Raw genomic sequence first — 20,113 nt, forward strand, 5'->3', positions numbered from 1 at the left:
CAGGTTCTGAATGACAAGCCGGACACTTTAGGTCGGCGTCTTGACGCCGTGATGACAGAAGGGTTTCAGTTGGCCCGTTGCAGCCAATCGAGCACGCCCTGCCCGGCCCGGTGGCCGCTGGCCAGGCAGGCGGTCAGCAGGTAGCCGCCGGTGGGTGCCTCCCAGTCCAGCATTTCGCCGGCGCAGAACACCCCAGGCAGCTGCTCGCACATCAGGCCGCTGTCCAGCGCCTCGAACAGCACGCCACCGGCGCTGCTGATGGCCTCGTCGATGGGCCGCGCCGCGACCAGCGGCAGCGGCAAGGCCTTGATCGCCCGGGACAGCTGCGCCGGGTCGTTCATCGCGTCCTTGCCCAGCCGTTCGTACAGCACCGCGGTCTTGATACCGTCCAGGCCCAGCCGGCTCTTGAGGTGGCTGGAGAGGGAGCGCGAACCGCGCGGATGGGCCACCTCGCGCTGCACCCGCTCCGCGGTCCAGGCCGGCAGCAGATCCAGCTCCAGGGTGGCCTCGCCCGCCCGGACGATCTGGTTGCGCAGCAGCGCGGACGCCGCGTAGACCAGGCTGCCCTCGACGCCGGTCTGTGTGGCGACGAATTCGCCCTGGCGCTCGAACACCGGCACCGCCTCGCTTTCGAAGCGGATCGCGACGTTCTTGAACGGTTGCCCGGCAAAGCGGCTGCGGAAGTGTTCGGTCCAACCCCCAGCGACGTCAAAGCCGCAGTTGGCGGGCAACAGAGGTGCCACCGCCACACCGCGCGCCGCCAGCAGCGGCACCCAGGCGCCGTTGGAACCCAGGCGTGCCCAGCTGCCGCCGCCCAGCGCCAGCACCACGGCGCGGGCCTGCACCTGCTGTTCGCCCGACGGGGTTTCGAACCTGAGCGTCCGGCCATCGACGGCCCAGCCCAGCCAGCGGTGGCGCATGTGAAAGCGCACGCCGGGGCCGCCACCGGCTGGGTGGCGCAGGCGCTGCAGCCAGGCCCGCAGCAATGGCGCAGCCTTCATGTCGGTCGGGAAGACGCGGCCCGAGCTGCCGACGAAGGTGTCGATGCCCAGGCCCAACGCCCAGGCGCGCACATCGCCAGCGCCGAAGTCGGCCAGCAGGGCCTCGATCTGCTGGCGCCGCTCGCCGTAGCGGCCCGCGAACCGGTCGGCCGGTTCGGAGTGGGTCAGGTTCATGCCCCCCTTGCCGGCCAGCAGGAACTTGCGGCCGACCGAGGGCATGGCGTCGTACAGGCTCACCGGCACGCCGGCCGCCGACAGCACCTCGGCGGCCATCAGACCGGCCGGTCCGCCGCCAATGATCGCGACGTCAGAATTCATGGGGTTTCCAGTTCAATCAGTTGTCCGGTGGCGCTGACGAAGGCCAGCCGCACCGGTTCGCCAGGACGGGCCGCCTGCAGCGCCCGGCGGTAGCGCGCCATCTGCTCGCGCAGCGCGGCCTGCAGTTCCGGCCGCTCGGCGCTCTTGAAGTCAAGCACCCACCATTCGCCGCTGTCGCGCCGCCGCACCAGCCGGTCCAGCCGCAGCAGTTCGCCCTCGTGCCAGAGCTCGACCTCATTGCCCCAGTGCAGCAGGTCTTGCGCCGACCAGGCCCAGGCGGCCTCGCCCGCCACCACACGCTGCGCCATCGCCAATGCCTCATCGCCGGCCTGGGGGCTCAGCTGGAATTCGCGCACCACCGCCCGCAGGTGCTCGTCGGTCCAGGTGAAGTCCCCCAACGGCGTCGGCCGCCACTGCAGCAGGCGGTGCATGGCCTGGCCCAGGCGGGAACGTTCGTCGTCTTCTGCCACGTCCGTGTCGGGCATGTCCATGCGGAGCCACTTGGGGTCCAGCGCCGGCAGCGCCGGCAGTTCAATGGGCGTATGCACCGCGACCGCCTGGGTGGCCACCACCGGCGCCGGCAGCGGCTGCGCCAGCGGCTGCAGCCGCCGCCACCAGCTCTGGTCGGGCGGCTGGTGCGGCACGAAGCTAGAGATCACCAGGTTCGTCTCGGCCCGTGTGAGCGCGACGTACAGCGCATTGAGTTCCTCCAGCGCACGCGCCTGCTGTTCGGTGGCGAGCAGGTCCACCGCGCAGCTGGGCGGCTTCTTCTCGCTCGCCAGGAACACGAAGCGACGCGGTGCATCCTCGCCAGCCGGCCAATCCACCAGCACGCCCATGCTCTCGGGCTTCTGCGGCGGGTTGTCGGTGTCCAGCAGGACCACGGTGTCGGCCTCCAGGCCCTTGGCGCCGTGGATGGTGAGCAGCCGCACGGCGCCCGGCTGGTGGGCGCCGCCCGCGGCGATGCCGCCCGCCTTGAGCGCCCGCACGAAGCGGTAGGGCGTGAGAAAGCGTCCGCCGTCCTGGGCCAGCGACTGAGCCAGCAGATCCCGCAGCGCGGCCAGGGTGGCGCCGCGTTCGCTCGCGGGCACCGCGCAGGCAAAGCGCGCCAGCACGTCGCCGTGGTCGACGATGGCCGAGAGCGCATCGTGCGGCGGCAGGCGGCGCAGCCAGTCCTGGTAGAGCGCGAGCGTGCCGGCGGTGGCGGGGTCGACGCTGGGCAGCACCTCCCACCACCCGGGTTTGTCTTCAAGCCCCTCGCCTGCGGCGCGCACCGCGGTGGCCAGCGCCACCAGCCGGTCGTCGTCCCAGCCGAACAGAGGCGACTTGAGCGCCCGCGCCAGGCTCAGGTGGTGGCGCGGCGACACCAGCGCGTCCAGCAGCGCGACCATGTCCTGCACCGCGGGCGATTCGATCAGTTCGGCCTCGCCGGGCGCCTCACTCGCGATGCCGCGTTCGCGCAGCGCCTCATGCACGAGATGCAGCCGGTTGCGCTTGCGCGCGAGCACCATGAAACCGTCGGGCGCGTGGCCTGAGGCCACCTGCTGCGCGATCCAGTCGGCCACCTGGGCGGCCTCGCGCTCGGCACTGCCCTCTTCGTCGGGCAGCACGCGCGGCTGGTTCAGGCTGTCGCGCCAGACCGGCTCCTCGTCGCTGCTCGCGTCTTCTTTCGCGGGGCGTTCGATGGCCGGCAGCGCGCCCACCGAACCGGCCTCCTGGCTGTGCGTGGTGTGGGGCCGGAAGCCGGCGTATTCGCCCGCCGCCGTCGCCGCGGCCATGGCCGTGTTGAGCGTCTGCACCACCGCCTGCGAACAGCGGCGCGTGTGGTCGCAGCTGAGCAGCGCGCCACCCAGCCCCTGCACCACGAAGGCCTGGGCGGCCTTGAACACCTGGGGCTCGGCGCGGCGGAAGCGGTAGATCGACTGCTTGGGGTCGCCCACCAGGAACACCCTGGGCGCCTCGCCCGAACCGGCCCCGGCGTAGGCGCTGAGCCAGCCGTACAGCGACTTCCACTGCAGCGGGTTGGTGTCCTGGAACTCGTCGATGAGCAGGTGGCGCACGCGGGCGTCCAGCCGCTGCTGCATCCAGCCCGAGAGTTCGGCGTCGCCCAGCAGGCGGCAGGCGGCGGACTCGAGGTCGTTCATGTCCACCCAGCCGCGCTCGCGCTTGAGATCGGCGTAACAGGCCAGCAGCACCCGCGCCAGGCGGGTCATGCGCTGCTGGTGCAGCCAGGCCTCGTGCTGGGCCTGGGCCTTGAGCAGCTCCTGCAGTTCGGCTTCGGCGGCCTGGGCCGCGGGGAACTTGGCCAGGTTGGTGTTGAGGCGGTCTTCGGTCGCCACGAAGAAGGCCTTGCGCAGCGCCGCCAGCCGCCCACCCACGCGACCCGGCTCATCACCGGCGGCGAACGCGTCCACCACCGCATCGGCCGCCTTCTGCGGCGTCTTGTTCTTCTCCGCGCCCAGTTCCCGGGCCCAGCCCAGCCAGCGCGCGCGCGCGGCGTCACCCGTCAGGGCCTGCTCCGGCCGTTCGAAGCCCGCAAGCCACGGCAACACCTCGCTGAAATGCGCCACCGAGCGTTCCACCAGGCCGGCGGCGTCCGCCAGTCCGAACTCCACACGCTTGGCCAGCGCCGCCTCCAGCGCCTTGATCGTCTGGTGGCGGCCGTGGCGCGCCACGCTGTCGAAGAACGCTTGCCGGTCTTCGCTGCTGGCTGCCAGCGCCGCGTAGAAGCGCGGCCACAGCAGGGGCATGGCCTTCTTGTCGTTTTCCAGCAGCTCGTAGGACAGCGGCAGCCCCAGTTCCTGCAGCACCGTCAGCGGCGCGCCCCGCAGCAGCGCCGAGAACCAGCTGTGGAAGGTGCGCAGCTGCACCTGCCGGCCCGAGGCGGTGACCCGCTGGTGCAAGGTCTTGAGCTCGGGCGCGCGGCGCCGGGCCTCGGCATCGCCACAACCCCAGCTGCGCAGGGTCTGGACCAGCCCGGCCTCATCGAGGCCCGCGCAGCGGCGCAGCTCGCTGCCCAGCCGCGCGCGCATCTCGCCGGCGGCCTTCTTGGTGAAGGTGATGGCCAGGATGTCCTGCGCGGGCGTGCCGTCGAGCAGTGACCGCACGATGCGCGCCACCAGCATCCAGGTCTTGCCCGCACCCGCGCAGGCCTCGACCGCGATCGAGCGCGCCGGGTCGCAGGCCGCGGCATAGAAGGCCTCGGCCGACACCGGCTGGCCATTGATCTGGTAGGCGGCCTGCGTGCTCATGCACCACTCCAGAAGTCCTTGCGGCACAGGCCCCGGGCGTCGCAGTGCTCGCAGACGCGCCCTTCGCCGAGCGCGGGCATCGGGTGCCCGGCCGCCACGCGCGAGAGGTCGGCCACCAGGCCCTCGCGCAGGCGTTCGCGCGCCTGCAGCACCAGCGGCTGCTCGATCAGGTGGGTGGCGCCTTTTTTCCCGCTGGCCGATCGGCCGTCGGTGATGCTCAGGTAGGCCGCACGCAGGTTCTCGTCGGGCAGCAGTGCGGCATAGAACGCTAGTTGTGTGTCCTCGAACGGATGCCTGACCCGGTCTTCGGTCTTCTGCCGGCTTTCGGTCTTGTAGTCGATGACCAGCGGCAACCGGCCCTCCGGGCTGTCCTGGCGGTCGATCCGGTCGAGCTTGCCCCAGAGGCGCCAGGGCGGCAGTTCTGCCGCCAGCTCGGCCTCGGCGCGTTCGAACACGGGGCCGGGACGGCCGGGCTGGGCCTCGTGGCCGGCCAGCCAGCCGAGATAGCCCTCGCGCAGCGCCGGCCAGACCGCCTGGTACGGAAGAAAACCCGCCTCGGTGGCGTCGCCCTGCAGGCCCATGGCGGCCGCCACTTCGTCCCCGATCTGGTCCAGCCGCTGCGCATCGGCCTCGCGGCCCGGGCGCTGGTCGCCGCGCTCCTCGTGAAAAACCTTGAGCACCGCGTGCAGCCAGTTGCCCAAGTCGCGCTGGTCGGGCTCGGCCTCCAGCTCGGGCGCATCGCTCACCCGCAGCTGCCGCAGCGCGAAGAAGCGGTAGGGACAGTCGCGCAGGTCCTGGTAAGCGCTGGCCGACAGCCGGGCCGGCACCAGCGCCGACGCCGACGGCTGGGGTGGCGGCACCGGCGCGGGGTCCAGGCGGCGGCGCAGGTCGTGGCTGCCTGCGGAGGCAGCGACCGATTCACCATCCGGCAGCGCCAGCACCCAGGGGCTGGGCGACAGCGGCTCGCCGTCTTTCTGGCAACGCCAAAGAACGTCGACCGAGGGCGCACAGAGCGCAGCGGTCCAGGCGCCTTGTGCCGCGGCCGACAGCTGCTCCCGCGTCGGCAGCCCCAGCGCCACCCGCTGTGCGGCCGTCCAGGGGCCGGGCAGCTCGGGGCTGGGATCGAGCGTGACCTCGTCACAGCCCGGCATCACCACCGCCGCGAAGCCGCGCCCCAGCAACTGGGCCATCGGCAGGATTGTCACAGGCGCTTCGGCGTCGCTGCGCGGCAGGAAGCTGACGCTCTCCAGCACGCTCCGGACCCAGGCAGAGAACGCCGCAAGACCCATGCGCGGCGCCGTCCGGGCGCCATCGGCCAGCGCCTGCCCGACCTGCCGCAGCTCGGACGAGGCCCCTTCGTTCAAACGCAGCACCTGCAGCACCTGCTGCCCGGCCGGATCGTTGCAGAGCATGGACCACAGCCCGCATGCCTCCAGTGCGGAGCGCAGATCGTCGAGCCAGCGCTCCAGCGGGCGCGCCGCCTGCAGAGACTCGAGCATCGCCGTGAGCCCCTCGGGCACCAGGGGCGCCAGGGGCGCCAGCGCCGCGTGCCGAAGCACCGCCCGCCAGGATGAGAGACCATGCTCGCGCGCCAGTTGTTCCAGCGCTTCCACGCCGCCGGCCGGCCAGATGCCGCCCTGCTTGAGAAGGTCGAGCACGTCGTCGGTGCGGGCCCGGGGATCCGCGGCTCGCAGCAGGCTCATGAGCCTTGCGGCCGCCTGGGTGGTGGAGAGCTTCCAGCCGGTGTCGTCGCGCAGCGGCACACCGACCGCGTGCAGCATGGCGCTGATGCGGCGGACCAGCAGGCGGTCGTTGGCCACCAGGGCCAGCGGCACCCGCCCCTCGTTGACGCGGGCGATCACCGTTGCAGCGGCGCGGCGCGCCTCGTCTTCCGGGTCGGTGCAGGCCTGAAGGCACAGCGCACCGTCGTGGGTGCTTTCAGACACGCCCAGCAGCTTTGCCAGCGAGAACACCTCGGAACGCCCGACCCAGTGCGCGGCCAGCGCCTGTCCCAGCGGGTCGTCCTGAAAACCCTGCAGCAGCCAGAGCCGGTCGGCCGCGTGGCCGGGCGCCGCGCGGTCCGACCAGAGCACGTCGGTGGCAAACCCTGCACTGCCCACCCAGGCCAGGGCCAGGGAGGCCACCAGCGCCTCCCACTGCGGGCCGGGCGTCAGGGCGGTGCGTTGCCGTTCGGCCCAGGCCGCCCGCTGCCCCGGCGGCACCGCTGCTGCGAGCGGCACCAGCTGGCGGGCCGCATCGACCAGACGCGACACCAGCTCGGCGCGCAGCGCCGGGTCCTGCTGGCCCCTGGCCATGCGGTCGACCAGGGCCTCGGCCACCAGACTGTCTCGCGCCATGTCGCCGCTGAGATCGGTGGGCGCGGGCCACCAGGGCGTCAGCCCGGCCGCCCAGTTGCGAGTGGTCTCGAAACGGGGCGCAAAGCCGGTGGGATGAGACGCAGCCCAGGCCCGACGGGCCGGATCGATCAGCTGGGCATACGGCAGCAGCACCAGCCACCGATCCGGCGAGCCGCCGCCTGAAGCCAGCGCGGCCTCAATGCGGCGCACCACCGCCTGCCATCCGTCAGGGGCGACCGGCATGGGCCCAGGCGCTGTGGGGTGGTCTGGCGCAGGCGTCATCGGTGGGGGGTTTCTGTCACAATGTCTCGGTTCACAGGCTCCGCTCTTGCAGATGCCCTGTTTCCGACTTTAACTTCCCCGATCCACGTTCTTCAGGATGAACCATGGCCAGTGAGCTGATCACCCACGTTTCCGATGCAACCTTTCAGGCCGATGTGCTCGACGCCAAAGCCCCTGTGCTGGTCGACTTCTGGGCCGAATGGTGCGGCCCCTGCAAGATGATCGCGCCGATCCTGGACGAAGTGGCCGGCTCCTACAACGGCAAGCTCAAGATCGCCAAAGTCAATGTCGACGAAAACCGCGACATCCCCGCCAAGTTCGGCATCCGTGGCATCCCCACGCTGATGCTGTTCAAGGACGGCCAGCTGGCTGCCACCAAGGTGGGCGCCATGAGCAAGGCCCAGCTGACGGCATTCATCGACCAGCAACTGGCCTGACCGGCCCGGCGCCGGCCACCGCTGCTCCGGGTGCAAGGCCTGGGGTCGGCTCCGGTGGCCGGTTTTTTCCTGTCATAATTCTCGCGTCAGCTGGCCTACCAACGCCCAGCCCCTCCTGACAGCGCCAGTCCGCCATCCGGACATCAGCGCCCCCTCCCCGGTTCTGACAAGACTCCCTTCCGGAGCGATTTCCATGCACCTTAACGAACTCAAGGCACTGCACGTGTCTGAAGTCCTCAAGCAGGCCGAAGCGCTTGAGATCGAAAACACCGGCCGCATGCGCAAGCAGGAGCTGATGTTCGCCATCATCAAGAAGCGCGCCAAGGCCGGCGAACAGGTGAACGCGGACGGCGTGCTGGAAGTGCTGCCCGACGGCTTCGGCTTCCTGCGCAACATGGACACCAGCTTCACGGCGTCCACCGACGACATCTACATCTCCCCCAGCCAGATCCGCCGCTTCAACCTACACACAGGTGACATGATCGAGGGCGAGGTCCGCATTCCCAAGGACGGCGAGCGCTACTTCGCGCTGAACAAGCTGGATGCCATCAACGGCCTGCCGCCCGAGGCGAACAAGCACAAGGTGATGTTCGAGAACCTGACGCCGCTGTTCCCCAAGCAGCAGATGCGCCTGGAGCGTGACATCAAGACCGACGAGAACATCACCGGCCGCGTCATCGACATCATCTCGCCCATCGGCAAGGGTCAGCGCGCCCTGATCGTCGCACCGCCCAAGAGCGGCAAGACGGTGATGATGCAGCACATCTGCCACGCCATCACTGCCAACCACCCCGAGGTGGAACTGATGGTGCTGCTGGTGGACGAGCGCCCGGAAGAAGTGACCGAAATGCAGCGCACGGTGCGCGGCGACGTGATCGCTTCCACCTTCGACGAGCCGGCCGCCCGCCACGTGCATGTGGCCGAGATGGTCATTGAGCGCGCCAAGCGCTTGGTCGAACTCAAGAAGGACGTGGTGATCCTGCTGGACTCCATCACCCGCCTGGCCCGCGCCTACAACAACGTGCTGCCCAGCTCTGGCAAGGTGCTGACCGGCGGCGTGGACGCCAACGCCCTGCAGCGTCCCAAGCGCTTCTTCGGTGCCGCGCGCAACGTGGAAGAAGGCGGTTCGCTGACCATCATCGCCACCGCCCTGGTCGATACCGGCAGCCGCATGGACGAGGTGATCTTTGAAGAATTCAAGGGCACCGGCAACAGCGAAATCCACCTCGACCGCCGCCTGTACGAAAAGCGCGTCTTCCCCTCGATCCAGCTCAACCGCAGCGGCACCCGCCGCGAAGAACTGCTGCTGGCACCCGAGATCCTGCAGAAGACTCGCATCCTGCGCCAGTTCATGTACAACATGGACGAGATTGAGGCCATGGAGATGGTGCTCAAGAGCATGAAGGCGACGAAGAACAACTCCGAGTTCTTCGACATGATGCGCCGCGGCGGTTGATACCGCAAAAACATCATATAATTCAAGGCTTTGCAACTTGCGACAAGTACGGGAGAACGGTTCTCCCGCGGCTGCCGCACCTGACCCAAGGAATCGCCATGAAAGAAGGCATTCACCCCAACTACCGCGAAGTCTGCTTCGTGGACCTGTCGAACAACTTCAAGTTCGTGACGCGTTCCTGCGCGAACACCAAGGAAACCATCAAGATGGAAGACGGCCGCGAGCTGCCGCTCTACAAACTTGATACCTCCAGCGAGTCGCACCCCTTCTACACCGGTACCCAGAAGTCGGTGGACAACATGGGTGGCCGCGTCGAGAAGTTCCGCAATCGCTTCGGCAAGAAGTAATCGGACCGATCGACCCTGCGGGCCTGCGCCCGGGAAAGAAAGCAGCCGATCTCCCGGCTGCTTTTTTTTTCGCCCTGCGTGCCCCGCGTACCCCTGTATATTCCCCGCCGTGAGTCTTGCCACCCCCGCCATCGTGACCCAGTCGGCTGTGCGCCGTCTGCCAAGGCTCGCCCTGCTGCTGCTGGGTCTGGCCTATGTGCTGCCCGGATTTCTGGGGCGGGAGCCCTGGAAAAACCTGGACGTGGCCGCCTTCGGCGCCATGATGGAAATGGCCCGGGGCAGCAGCGGCTGGTGGCAACCCCAGGTGCTGGGACAGCCCGCCGAGATGGTGGGCCCTCTTCCTTACTGGCTGGGAGCACTGGCCATCCGGTTTTTGCCGTTTCTGCCGCCCGACCTCGCCGTCCGGGTGCCGTTCGGCATGATGCTCGCGCTCACCCTGGTCTGCACCTGGTACGCGACCTACCACCTCGCGCGCCAGGCCAGCGCACAACCCGTGGCCTTTGCCTTCGGTGGCGAGGCGGACCCGATCGACTATGCGCGCGCGATGGCGGATGCGGCGCTGCTGGCGCTGGTGGCCTGCCTGGGCCTGGCCCAGATGTCGCATGAAACCACGCCGGACCTGGCGCGGCTGGCCATGGTCAGTGCGGTGCTCATGGCGGCCACGCGCATGGCGCTGCCGCTCACCCGCCACCCATGGAAAGCCGTGGCCCTGTGGGGTGCGGCCACGCTGGGCCTGGTGCTTAGCGGCGCGCCCTGGATTGCGCTGGCCCTGGGCACCGGTCTGCTGTTGCTGGTGTGGACCAGCCGGTCGGCTCAGGGTGCGGCAGCGCCGCAGGAGCTGAGCTGGGTGATGGGACTGCTGGCACTGGCCGCATTGCTTGCTTCGATCACTGAGCAGATCCACTGGCCCCAGGCGCTGTCGCTGCCCGCTTCCATGGCAGACTGGAAGCGCTGGGGCAAGCTGCTGGTGTGGTTCACCTGGCCCGCCTGGCCTCTGGCGCTCTGGACGCTCTGGCGCTGGCGCCACCAGCTGCGCAGCCCACATGTGGCGCTTCCGTTGTGGGCCGCACTGGTGAGTGTTGTCAACAGCGCGATCAACCCGGATTTCGACCGTTCGCTGCTGCTGGCCCTGCCGGCCATGGCTGTCCTGGCCGCTTTCGCGCTGCCCACGCTCCGGCGCAGCGTGTCCGCCCTGATCGACTGGTTCACGCTGGTGTTTTTCAGCGGATGCGCTCTGGTGATCTGGGTCATCTGGTTCGCCATGCAGACCGGCGTCCCAGCCAAACCCGCCGCCAACGTGGCCAAGCTGGCCCCCGGGTTCAACCCCGAGTTCTCGTGGCTGCTTCTGCTGCCCGCGCTGCTGGCCACCATCGCCTGGGGCTGGCTGGTGGCCTGGCGCGTGGGACGGCATCGGCAGGCCATCTGGAAGAGCCTGGTGCTGCCGGCCGCTGGTGCCACCCTGTGCTGGCTGCTGCTCATGACGCTGTGGCTGCCGCTGCTGGACTATGGCCGCAGCTATGGGCCGGTGGCGCGCCGCATCGCCACGCTGGTGCCGCCAGGCTCCCCTTGCGTGCTGGTGGACGGGCTTGGTCAGACGCAGATCGCGTCGCTGCAGTTTCAGGGTGGCCTCAGCTTGCGCCGCACCGGTGACGAGACCGCAGGCGAGTGCCGCATCATGGTGGTGAACCCGGACACCCAGCCGACGCTGGACGAACGGGTGGCACTGACGGAATGGGCCTACAAGGCCACGGTGCGGCGCCTCAATGACCGCGAACGGGTGCTGATCTACCAGCGGGTGGGCGGTCCGGTTCGCTAGCTGCCGGTGGCGCGCACGCGCGTGACCGGCAGCGCGATGATGAAAGTGGAGCCGCGCCCGACCGTGCTGTGCACCACCACCTGCCCACCGTGGCGCTGCGCCACATGTTTGACGATGGCCAGCCCCAGACCCGTGCCCCCCGTCTCGCGCGAGCGGCTGCGGTCCACGCGGTAGAAGCGTTCGGTGAGGCGCGGCAGGTGCTCCGCCTCGATCCCCGGTCCCGTGTCTTCCACGAAGAACTCCCCCGCCCCGTCATCGACAAGGCGCCAGCCGGCCCGGATGCGCCCTCCCGGCGGCGTGTAGCGGACCGCATTGCTCAGGAGATTGGACATGGCGCTGAGCAGTTCGCTGCGGTTGCCTGCCACCTCCAGCGCCGGCCCGGGCACCACCTCGATCCGATGCACCGGATCGGCGATCACGGCGGACAAGCCCTGCGCCTCCAGCACCGCCTGGCGCAGCAACTCGGAGACATCGACCCACTCCCCGGTGCCCGGCACGGGACTGCCTTCCAGGCGGGACAGTGTCAGCAGATCGTTGACCAGCGTCTGCATGCGCTGGGCCTGCTGGCTCATGAGACCGAGGAAGCGCTGGCGGTCGGCCTCCTCCAGCGGCAGGCTCTGCATGGTCTCCACAAAGCCGCTGAGCACCGTCAGGGGCGTGCGGATTTCATGCGAGACGTTGGCCACAAAATCCCGGCGCATCGAATCGGCCAGCTGCACCGCCGTGACATCGCGCGTGAGCATCAACTGTCGCTGGTCACCATAGGCGTGGATCTGCAGCGAGATTTTTCTGGGTTGTGTCGGACGCTGGCCGGGACCGTCGACCTCGATCTCGGCACCGAAGTCACCTGCGTCCATGTAGGCGTTGAAGCTCGGATGCCGCACGAGGTTGCGCACGTACTGCCCGAGGTCTCGCTGCGGATCGATGCCCAGGTGCTGCGCCGCCGTCAGGTTGCACCACTCGATGCGCGCCATGCTGTCGAGCAGCACAACGCCGTTGGGTGAAGCCTGGATCGCGGCCAGAAAATCCTCCAGCCGCTCGTCGCTGCCATGGGCCTTCTGTTCGAGGGTGCGGAACCGCTTGCGCGTGCGCTCCAGCAGTTCACCCCAGAGCCCGGAGAGTCTGGGGATGTGAATGTCGTCGGCCCGGCTCAGCCAGCGCAGCAGCTGCGCAGCGCGCACGCTGTCCCAGGCTAGCCAGAGCATGGCCCCCAGGCCCGCCCCCGCCAGCGTCCAGGTCACCGAGCCTCTGGTCCAGCCCCACGCGCCAGCCGCTGCCACCAGCAGCATCAGCCCAAACGCCCGCCCGATCATGCTGCGCTGTCGCCGCTTCCCTGCCCGACAGCCACGCGGGACGTGAGGCGGTAGCCCGCGCCGCGCACCGTTTCCACCATGCCGGCAGCGTCGCCCAGGGATTCCCTCAACCGCTTGACGTGTACGTCCACGGTGCGCTCCTCGATGAAGACATGGTCACCCCATATCTTGTCGAGCAGGGTACCACGCGTGTGCACGCGCTCCGGGTGCTTCATCAGGTAGTGCAGCAGCTTGAATTCGGTCGGTCCGAGCTTGAGCTCGACCTCGCGGAAGCTCACGCGGTAGGTGGCCGCGTCCAGCGACAGCTCGCCCACCTGCACCGAGTCGTTGACGATCTCGGGGGCACGGCGGCGCAGCACGGCGCGGATGCGTGCCAGCAGTTCCTGGGTGGAAAACGGCTTGGTGATGTAGTCGTCGGCGCCTGCGTCCAGCCCTTGCACCTTGTCCGACTCGTCGCTGCGGGCGGTCAGCATCAGGATGGGCACGGTCTTGGTGCGCTCCTGGCGGCGCCAGGTGCGGGCCAGGGCAGCGCCGCTCTCGCCGGGAAGCATCCAGTCCAGCAGGATTACGTCCGGCAGAACCGCGTCGATCTCGCGGCGCGCCGACTCACCGTCGAACACCACCGTGGGTGCAAAACCGTTGTGGCGCAGGTTGACCGCGATCAGCTCGGCAATCGCCGGCTCATCCTCGACCACCAGCACGCGGGGAAGTTTTTTCATCCGACCACCGACTGCACTTTGTCCATCGAGCTGTGGCGCACGTCCTCACCCTTGACAACGAAGATGATCTGCTCGGCGATGTTCTTGGCGTGGTCGCCCACGCGTTCCAGTGACTTGGCCAGGAACAGCAGGTCCAGGCTCGGCGAGATGGTGCGCGGGTCTTCCATCATGTACGTGATGAGCTTGCGCAGGAAGCCGTTGTACTCGCCGTCGATGGCGTCGTCCTCCTTGATGATGGCCAGCGCCATGTTGGTGTCCAGCCGCGCGAACGAGTCCAGCGTCTTGCGAAGCATGCCGGCGGCCAGGTCGGCGGCCAGCCGCAGCTCGGAAATCGGCAGCGAGCGCGGCGAGCCGCTTTCGATGATCGACTTCACCATGCGGGCCACACGGGCGATCTCGTCGCCGGCGCGCTCCAGGTTCTGGGTGGTGCGCGAGATGGCCATCAGGAAGCGCAGGTCGCGCGCGGTGGGCTGGCGGCGGCCGATGGTGGAGATGATCTCGTGGTCGATGTTCATCTCCATCTGGTTGATCCGGTTCTCGGTCTCGATCACCTGCTCGGCCGTCTCCTGGCTCAGATGGACCAAGGCGTAGACTGCCTGGTGCAGCTGCGATTCGACCAGCCCGCCCATCTCCAGCACGTGGGTGGAAATGGAATTGAGCTCGGCGTCGAACTGGCTGGAAATGTGTTTGTCACCCATGGTGGTCTCCCTGATCAGCCGAAGCGGCCGGTGATGTAGTCCTCGGTCTCGGTGCGCGTGGGCTTGAAGAAGATCTGCTCGGTGGAGCCGAACTCGATCAGTTCGCCCAGGTACATGTAGGCCGTGAAGTCGCTGCAGCGGGCGGCCTGCTGCATGTTGTGCGTGACGATGGCAATCGTGTAGTCCTTCTTGAGCTCGTGCACCAGCTCTTCCACCTTGCCGGTGGAGATCGGGTCCAGCGCCGAGGTCGGCTCGTCCAGCAGCAGCACCGAGGGCTTGACCGCCACGCTGCGGGCGATGCACAGGCGCTGCTGCTGACCGCCGGAGAGCGACAGGCCGCTCTGGTGGAGCTTGTCCTTCACCTCGTTCCACAGCGCTGCCTTGCTCAGGGCCCACTCCACGCGGTCGTCCATCTCGCTGTTCGAGAGGCTTTCGTAGAGGCGCACACCGAAGGCGATGTTGTCGTAGATCGACATCGGGAACGGCGTCGGCTTCTGGAACACCATGCCGATGCGCGCGCGCAGCAGGTTCAGATCCTGCTTCGGGTCGAGGATGTTGTCGCCGTAGAAGTTGATCTGGCCTTCGGCGCGCTGGCCGGGGTAGAGGCTGTACATGCGGTTGAGCGTGCGCAGCAGCGTGGACTTGCCGCAGCCCGACGGGCCGATGAAGGCGGTGACCTTCTTCTCGGCGATGTTCATGGTCACGTTCTTCAGACCCTGGAACTTGCCGTAGAAAAAGTTGAGATTGCGCACCTCGAGCGCGTTGCGCTGTTCGACGGCGGCGGGAGCGATGGCGGTGGCGGTCATGTGGGTGGTTTCCGTGTGGGTGGCGCCTGGCTCAGGCAGGAGTCTTGTTCCGGAAGAAGACGCGGGCAACGATGTTCAGGATGAGGACGGCCAGGGTGATCAGCAGCGCGCCGCCCCAGGCCAGACGGATCCAGTTGTCGTAAGGGCTCATGGCGAACTGGAAGATCACGACCGGCAGGTTGGCCATGGGCTTGCTCATGTCGGCGTTGAAGAACTGGTTGTTCAGCGCAGTGAACAGCAGCGGTGCGGTCTCGCCGCTGATGCGGGCCACGGCCAGCAGCAGGCCGGTCATCACACCGCTCTTGGCGGCGCGCAGCGTGACCATGGAGGCCACCTTCCAGCGCGGCGCGCCCAGGGCGAACGCCGCCTCGCGCAGGCTGCCCGGCACCAGTCGCAGCATGTTCTCGGTGGTGCGCACGATCACCGGCACCGCGATCAGCGACAGCGCCAGCGTGCCGGCCCAGCCGGAGAAACCGCCGACCGTGGCCACCGCGATGGCGTAGACGAACAGGCCCAGCACGATCGAGGGGGCCGACAGCATGATGTCGGTGACGAAGCGGGTCAGCTCGGCCGTCTTGCTGGTGTCGCCGTACTCGGCCAGGTAGACGCCGGCAAAGATGCCGATGGGCGTGGCGAACAGCACGGTGGCGCCCACCATCAGCAGGCTGCCGACGATGGCGTTGCGCAGGCCGCCGCCTTCCGAACCCGGCGCCGGCGTGTCCTGGGTGAACATGTTCAGGTCCAGCGCAGCCAGGCCGTTGGACAGCAGCACGTACAGGATCCACAGCAGCACCGCCAGGCCCAGCACCATGGAGCCCATGGACAGGGTCAACCCGACGGCGTTGGAGAGCTTGCGGCGCTGGTAGAGGGTTTTGTTGAAATCGGTCATGTCAGAGTCCCTTGGCCTTTTCGCCGCGCACGATCATCCACTTGGCCAAGGCCAGCACGATGAAGGTGATGACAAACAGCAGGAAGCCCAGCGCGAACAGGGCCGAGATGTGGAAGTCGGCGGCTTCGCCGAATTCGTTGGCCAGGGTCGAGGCGATCGAGGTGCCCGGCGAGAACAGCGAGCTCGGCATGCGGTTGGCGTTGCCGATCACGAAGGTGACGGCCATGGTCTCGCCCAGCGCGCGGCCCAGGCCCAGCATCACGCCACCGATCACGCCCTTCTGCGTGTAGGGCAGCACCACGCGCCGCACCACTTCCCAGGTCGTGCAACCCAGGCCGTAGGCCGACTCGCGCAGGATGGGCGGCACGATCTCGAACACGTCGCGCATCACCGCGGCGACGAAGGGCAGCACCATGAAGGCCAGCACGATGCCGGCGGCCAGGATGCCCATACCGTTGGTGGAACCACCGAACAGGAAGCCGATCAGGGGCATGCCGCTCATGAGCTTCTGCACCGGCACCTGGAAGTAGTCGGCGAACAGCGGTGCGAACACGAACAGGCCGAACATGCCGTAGATGATGGACGGCACGGCGGCCAGCAGCTCGATGGACGTGCCCAGCGGGCGGCGCAGCCAGGGCGGGCAGGTTTCGGTCAGGAACAGCGCGATGCCGAAGGCCAGCGGCACCGCGATCAGCAGCGCGATGCCGGCGCTGGCCAGGGTGCCGACGATGGCGATCGCGGCACCGAATTCTTCGTTGATGATGTCCCACTCGACGTACCAGATGAACCGGGCGCCGAACTTCTGCAGGACGGGCAGCGCATTGATGAACAGCGAGACGATGATGCCCAGAAGGGCGAACAGCACCAGCAGCGAGAACAGCTGGGTGATGCGGTGAAAAAGGGCATCCTGCAACCGCTGCTTGCGCGCGATCGACAGCATGCGGGAGTTGGCTGGCGCTGCAGCCTCGGATGGCGACGTCATGGTGATGCCCACGCTCATGATGGGGTCCCCTTCAGGTGCTTTCATACCGTTGAAAGGCCCGGGAACCGGTGCAAAGTGTGCACCAGAGCCCGGGCCACGGGTGCCGGTCTTACTTGGCGACCTGGTTCCAGACCTTGCTGCGGATCTGGGCGGTCAGGGCATCGGGCAGCGGCACATAGTCCAGTTCGGTGGCCAGGGTCTTGCCCTTGCTGAAGGCCCAGTCGAAGAACTTCAGGGCTTCGGCCGACGCGACCTTGTCGGCCGGGTTCTTGTACATCAGGATGAACGAGGCGGTGGACACGGGCCAGGCGTTGTCGCCCTTGGCGTTGACCATGGAGATGCCCATGCCCGGCACGCTGAACCAGTCGGCGCTGGCGGCGGCGGCTGCGAAGGTCGCGTCGTCGGGGCTGACGTACTTGCCGTTGGCGTTCTGCAGCTGCATGAAGTTCATCTTGTTCTTCTTCACGTAGGCGTATTCCACGTAGCCGACCGCACCCTTGATGCGGTTGACGTTGGCGGCCACGCCTTCGTTGCCCTTGCCACCGACAGACGAAGCGGCCGGCCACTTGACGGCGGCACCCTTGCCCACGGAATCGGCCCACTCCTTGCTGACGGCGCTGAGGTAGTCGGTCCAGTTGAAGGTGGTGCCCGAACCGTCGGCGCGGTGCACCACGGTGATGTTCTCTTCCGGCAGCTTCTTGCCGGGGTTCAGGGCGACCAGCTTGGGGTCGTTCCACTTGGCGATCTTGCCCATGAACATTTCGGCCAGCACGGGGCCGGTCACGCGCAGTTCGCCAGGCTGGAAGCCTTCCAGGTTGATCACGGGCACGGTGCCGCCAATGATGGCCGGGAACTGGATCATGCCGTCCTTGTCCAGCTCTTCACCCTTGACCGGGGCGTCGGTGGCACCAAAGGTCACAGTCTTGGCGCGGATCTGCTTGATGCCGCCGGAGGAACCGATGGACTGGTAGTTCAGGCCGGTGCCGGTTTCCTTCTTGTAGGCCTCGGCCCACTTGGCATAGACCGGGAACGGGAAGGTGGCGCCCGCGCCGGTGATGTCGGCGGCAAAGGCCGGGGCAATCGCCATGGTGGCCAGGGCGGCGGCGGCGACGGTCTTCAGAAGGGAGCGTTTGGTGATCATTCGGGTCCTCACGGGTTGGTGAAAAGGTTCACAGTCCCGGACTCTAGGCACCCAACGTGACAGCTCTGTGACAAAACGGCGATGTCACATGACAGCCTTCAGAAAAGGCGGGCCATGTCCTGCACGTCTTCCGCGAACATCTGGCCTTTTTCGGCCAGCAGCAGGCGGCCGTCCGCCCCCGCCAGCAGCGTCACCGGCAGGCCCTTGGGCTTGGGGAATGCCTGGCGCCAGGCCGGGGAGGCCCAGGCGGCCGGAAATTCGTAGCCTTTTTTCTTAAGGTACTCCGCCGCATCGGCCGGCTTTCTGTCGATCGACAGGGCCAGCATCTGCAGGCCGCGCCCCTGCTGCGCCTTCCAGAAGGCGTCCATCTCCGGGCTCTGCAGGGCGCAGAACGGACAGATGCTGGACCACCAGTACACCAGCAGCGGCTTGCCGCGCGCCTGCGCGGGGTCGAAACGCCCGCCACCAATGAGGTCGACCGGCGGCACCGCGAGGGTGCTGCCCAATGCTGGCAGCGGCGGCGCCTTGGCTTCTTCGGCGGCAGCCGACACCGGCTGCCCCAGGACGGGTCTCACCAGCCCTCCAGCGACCAGGGTCATCGCCGCGCCCAGCCACTGGCGACGGCCGGAAGAGGTTTTGAAGCGGGTGCGCTGGTTCATGTGGGCGGGTCCGGAAAGGAAATGGGACGGGAGTGCGAAGAGCGCAGCATACGCAGCCCGGGCCACGGCTTCAAGCCGGACGGCGCGGTCCATGCGTCACAATCGGCCCACTTTCGTCAGCGCCTGCCCCATGCAAAACGGTACCCTGCTCGCCGCCATCGACCTTGGCTCCAACAGCTTCCGCCTCGAAATCGGGCGCCTCCAGGCGGGCCACATCGAGCGCATCGAGTACCTCAAGGAAACCGTGCGCCAGGGCAACGGGCTGGACGACAACAAGATGCTCAGCCCGGCGGCCATGCAGCGCGGCTGGGACTGCCTGGCCCGCTTCGCCGAGCGCCTGCACGGCTTTCGCAAGCAGCAGGTGCGTGCGGTGGCCACCCAGACCCTGCGCGAGGCGCGCAACCGGGACGACTTCCTGCAAAAGGCGCAGGCCATCCTCGGTTTCGGCATCGAGGTGATCTCGGGCCAGGAGGAGGCGCGGCTGATCTACCAGGGCGTCTCCCACCTGCTGCCGCAGTCGGACGAGCGGCGGCTGGTGGTGGACATCGGTGGCCGCTCCACCGAACTGATCATCGGCCAGGGCTACACCGCCCGCCAGATGGAGTCGTACCGGCTGGGCAGCGTGGCCTGGTCCACGCGCTACTTCCCCAAGGGACAGTTCACTGCCGACGCCTTCCGCACGGCCGAGATCGCGGCCAAGGCGGTGCTCGACCAGGCGCTGGACAGCTTTCCGCCGTCGCTGTGGTCGGTCGCCTATGGCTCCTCGGGCACGGTGGGCGCGGTGGCCGACGTGCTGGCCGCCAACGGCCGGCCGGCCGGCGTGGTCACGCGCGACGGCCTGGACTGGCTGGTCGAGCGCCTGATCAAGGCCGGGAGCGCCGACCAGCTGCGCATGGAAGGCATGAAGGACGACCGCCGGCCGGTGATCGGCGGCGGCGTGAGTGTGCTGCGCGCCGTGTTCGACCTGTTCGGTATCCAGGAGATGATTCCCGCCCAGGGTGCGCTGCGCCACGGCGCCCTCTACGACCTGATCGACCGCGACACCGGGGGCGGCGACGTGCGCGAGCGCACGGTGCGCTGGCTCAGCGAGCGCTTTTCGGTGGACGCCGCGCAGGCGCAGCGGGTGAGCGAGGTGGCCACCGCCCTCTTCGCCCAGGTCGCCGCCGGCGAGGCCAACGAGCGCTTCTCGCAGAAGCTGGCCTGGGCGGCGCGGCTGCACGAGATCGGCACCCACATCTCGCACGACCGCTCCTATCACCACGGCGCCTACATCCTGGACAACGTGGACGCCTCGGGCTTCTCGTTCCCCGAACTGCACCGCATGAGCCAGCTGGTGCTGGGTCAGCGGGGCAAGCTGCGCAAGCTGGAGGAACCCCTGCAGGACGAACTGTTCGCCAAACAGCTGCTGTGCCTGCGGCTGGCGGTCATCCTGTGCCACGCGCGCCGGATGCCCGAACACGAGCCCCTGAAGCTGGGCTACAAGCCCGGTGCGTTCCGGCTGGTGACACCCGAGGGATGGGCCCGGCGTTTCCCGCAGTCGGCCTGGCTGCTCGGCGAGGAGTTGCTGGCCTGGCAGAAAACAAACTGGAAATTTTCCGCCGACATCCGTTGAAAGCGGCACGGCGACGTGCGCTGCGCGCC

The 20,113-nt window shown here is 68.1% G+C and carries 16 protein-coding genes; 5 read left to right on the forward strand and 11 right to left on the reverse strand.

The features are described 5' to 3' along the window. Positions 1-65: 65 nt before the first annotated feature. The 3 genes from HPF_RS14375 to HPF_RS14385 are packed head-to-tail and all read right to left on the reverse strand — an operon-like array spanning position 66 to position 7,170. Positions 66-1,319, reverse strand: coding sequence for a TIGR03862 family flavoprotein (locus HPF_RS14375; RefSeq protein WP_066151293.1), 1,254 nt, complete (start codon positions 1,317-1,319; stop codon positions 66-68). Next, complete coding sequence (locus HPF_RS14380) at positions 1,316-4,570, reverse strand: UvrD-helicase domain-containing protein (protein WP_133156972.1); 3,255 nt, start codon at positions 4,568-4,570, stop codon at positions 1,316-1,318. The genes HPF_RS14375 and HPF_RS14380 overlap by 4 nt, the downstream gene beginning before the upstream one ends. After that, on the reverse strand, positions 4,567-7,170 hold the full coding sequence (locus tag HPF_RS14385; protein WP_133156973.1) for a PD-(D/E)XK nuclease family protein: 2,604 nt from the start codon (positions 7,168-7,170) through the stop codon (positions 4,567-4,569). Before HPF_RS14385 ends, HPF_RS14380 begins: the two co-directional genes overlap by 4 nt. 143 nt (positions 7,171-7,313) lie before the next feature. Here HPF_RS14385 and trxA point away from each other — a divergent pair, with 143 nt between their 5' ends. The 4 genes from trxA (at position 7,314) to HPF_RS14405 (ending at position 11,265) form a co-directional block, all read left to right on the forward strand. Beyond that, complete coding sequence (trxA, locus tag HPF_RS14390) at positions 7,314-7,646, forward strand: thioredoxin TrxA (protein WP_066151299.1); 333 nt, start codon at positions 7,314-7,316, stop codon at positions 7,644-7,646. 193 nt (positions 7,647-7,839) lie between these two features. Then, positions 7,840-9,102, forward strand: coding sequence for a transcription termination factor Rho (gene rho, locus HPF_RS14395; RefSeq protein ID WP_066151301.1), 1,263 nt, complete (start codon positions 7,840-7,842; stop codon positions 9,100-9,102). A gap of 98 nt (positions 9,103-9,200) precedes the next feature. Continuing rightward, entirely contained in the window at positions 9,201-9,449 is a 249-nt protein-coding gene (locus HPF_RS14400; protein ID WP_066151302.1) for a type B 50S ribosomal protein L31, read from the forward strand. A 109-nt stretch (positions 9,450-9,558) separates the two neighbouring features. Beyond that, positions 9,559-11,265 (forward strand): hypothetical protein, encoded by a 1,707-nt coding sequence (locus tag HPF_RS14405; protein ID WP_079365732.1) that lies wholly within the window; start codon positions 9,559-9,561, stop codon positions 11,263-11,265. On the opposite strand, the gene phoR is transcribed toward HPF_RS14405, so the two are convergent. The 8 genes from phoR to HPF_RS14445 form a co-directional block, all read right to left on the reverse strand. Continuing rightward, positions 11,262-12,554: a phosphate regulon sensor histidine kinase PhoR gene (gene phoR, locus HPF_RS14410; protein ID WP_133156974.1), complete on the reverse strand. Its 1,293-nt coding sequence runs from the start codon at positions 12,552-12,554 to the stop codon at positions 11,262-11,264. The genes HPF_RS14405 and phoR overlap by 4 nt on opposite strands. A 20-nt stretch (positions 12,555-12,574) precedes the next feature. Beyond that, positions 12,575-13,297 (reverse strand): phosphate regulon transcriptional regulator PhoB, encoded by a 723-nt coding sequence (gene phoB / locus HPF_RS14415; RefSeq protein ID WP_066151305.1) that lies wholly within the window; start codon positions 13,295-13,297, stop codon positions 12,575-12,577. Next, the gene (gene phoU / locus HPF_RS14420) at positions 13,294-13,995 is read right to left on the reverse strand and encodes a phosphate signaling complex protein PhoU (RefSeq protein WP_066151307.1); all 702 of its coding nucleotides are present in this window, start codon (positions 13,993-13,995) and stop codon (positions 13,294-13,296) included. The genes phoB and phoU overlap by 4 nt, the downstream gene beginning before the upstream one ends. A gap of 14 nt (positions 13,996-14,009) precedes the next feature. Beyond that, positions 14,010-14,801 carry a phosphate ABC transporter ATP-binding protein PstB gene (pstB, locus tag HPF_RS14425; protein WP_066151309.1) on the reverse strand — a complete coding sequence of 264 codons (792 nt, stop codon included), beginning with the start codon at positions 14,799-14,801 and terminating at the stop codon, positions 14,010-14,012. A 31-nt stretch (positions 14,802-14,832) separates the two neighbouring features. Continuing rightward, entirely contained in the window at positions 14,833-15,690 is an 858-nt protein-coding gene (gene pstA / locus HPF_RS14430; RefSeq protein ID WP_066151311.1) for a phosphate ABC transporter permease PstA, read from the reverse strand. Position 15,691: 1 nt separating this feature from the next. Further along, positions 15,692-16,690, reverse strand: a complete 999-nt coding sequence (gene pstC, locus HPF_RS14435) for a phosphate ABC transporter permease subunit PstC (RefSeq protein WP_066151312.1) — start codon at positions 16,688-16,690, stop codon at positions 15,692-15,694. Positions 16,691-16,781: 91 nt separating this feature from the next. After that, complete coding sequence (gene pstS, locus HPF_RS14440) at positions 16,782-17,813, reverse strand: phosphate ABC transporter substrate-binding protein PstS (protein ID WP_066151313.1); 1,032 nt, start codon at positions 17,811-17,813, stop codon at positions 16,782-16,784. A gap of 98 nt (positions 17,814-17,911) precedes the next feature. Then, on the reverse strand, positions 17,912-18,472 hold the full coding sequence (locus HPF_RS14445; RefSeq protein WP_243721588.1) for a TlpA disulfide reductase family protein: 561 nt from the start codon (positions 18,470-18,472) through the stop codon (positions 17,912-17,914). Between the two features lie 130 nt (positions 18,473-18,602). On the opposite strand from HPF_RS14445, the gene ppx reads away from it, so the two are divergent. Further along, complete coding sequence (gene ppx / locus HPF_RS14450; RefSeq protein WP_133156975.1) at positions 18,603-20,084, forward strand: exopolyphosphatase; 1,482 nt, start codon at positions 18,603-18,605, stop codon at positions 20,082-20,084. The last annotated feature ends 29 nt before the right edge of the window (positions 20,085-20,113 follow it).

It is taken from the genome of Hydrogenophaga pseudoflava (genome assembly GCF_004353865.1).
In the GTDB taxonomy this organism is placed as follows: Bacteria; Pseudomonadota; Gammaproteobacteria; order Burkholderiales; family Burkholderiaceae_C; genus Hydrogenophaga; species Hydrogenophaga pseudoflava.

Coding starts and splice junctions, on each gene's coding strand:
- HPF_RS14375 (WP_066151293.1), bottom strand. CDS start 1,319: ATGAATTCTGACGTCGCGATCATTGGCGGCGGACCGGCCGGTCTGATG.
- HPF_RS14380 (WP_133156972.1), bottom strand. CDS start 4,570: ATGAGCACGCAGGCCGCCTACCAGATCAATGGCCAGCCGGTGTCGGCC.
- HPF_RS14385 (WP_133156973.1), bottom strand. CDS start 7,170: ATGCCGGTCGCCCCTGACGGATGGCAGGCGGTGGTGCGCCGCATTGAG.
- trxA (WP_066151299.1), top strand. CDS start 7,314: ATGGCCAGTGAGCTGATCACCCACGTTTCCGATGCAACCTTTCAGGCC.
- rho (WP_066151301.1), top strand. CDS start 7,840: ATGCACCTTAACGAACTCAAGGCACTGCACGTGTCTGAAGTCCTCAAG.
- HPF_RS14400 (WP_066151302.1), top strand. CDS start 9,201: ATGAAAGAAGGCATTCACCCCAACTACCGCGAAGTCTGCTTCGTGGAC.
- phoR (WP_133156974.1), bottom strand. CDS start 12,554: ATGCTGCTGGTGGCAGCGGCTGGCGCGTGGGGCTGGACCAGAGGCTCG.
- phoB (WP_066151305.1), bottom strand. CDS start 13,297: ATGAAAAAACTTCCCCGCGTGCTGGTGGTCGAGGATGAGCCGGCGATT.
- phoU (WP_066151307.1), bottom strand. CDS start 13,995: ATGGGTGACAAACACATTTCCAGCCAGTTCGACGCCGAGCTCAATTCC.
- pstB (WP_066151309.1), bottom strand. CDS start 14,801: ATGACCGCCACCGCCATCGCTCCCGCCGCCGTCGAACAGCGCAACGCG.
- pstA (WP_066151311.1), bottom strand. CDS start 15,690: ATGACCGATTTCAACAAAACCCTCTACCAGCGCCGCAAGCTCTCCAAC.
- pstC (WP_066151312.1), bottom strand. CDS start 16,690: ATGAGCGTGGGCATCACCATGACGTCGCCATCCGAGGCTGCAGCGCCA.
- pstS (WP_066151313.1), bottom strand. CDS start 17,813: ATGATCACCAAACGCTCCCTTCTGAAGACCGTCGCCGCCGCCGCCCTG.
- HPF_RS14445 (WP_243721588.1), bottom strand. CDS start 18,472: ATGAACCAGCGCACCCGCTTCAAAACCTCTTCCGGCCGTCGCCAGTGG.
- ppx (WP_133156975.1), top strand. CDS start 18,603: ATGCAAAACGGTACCCTGCTCGCCGCCATCGACCTTGGCTCCAACAGC.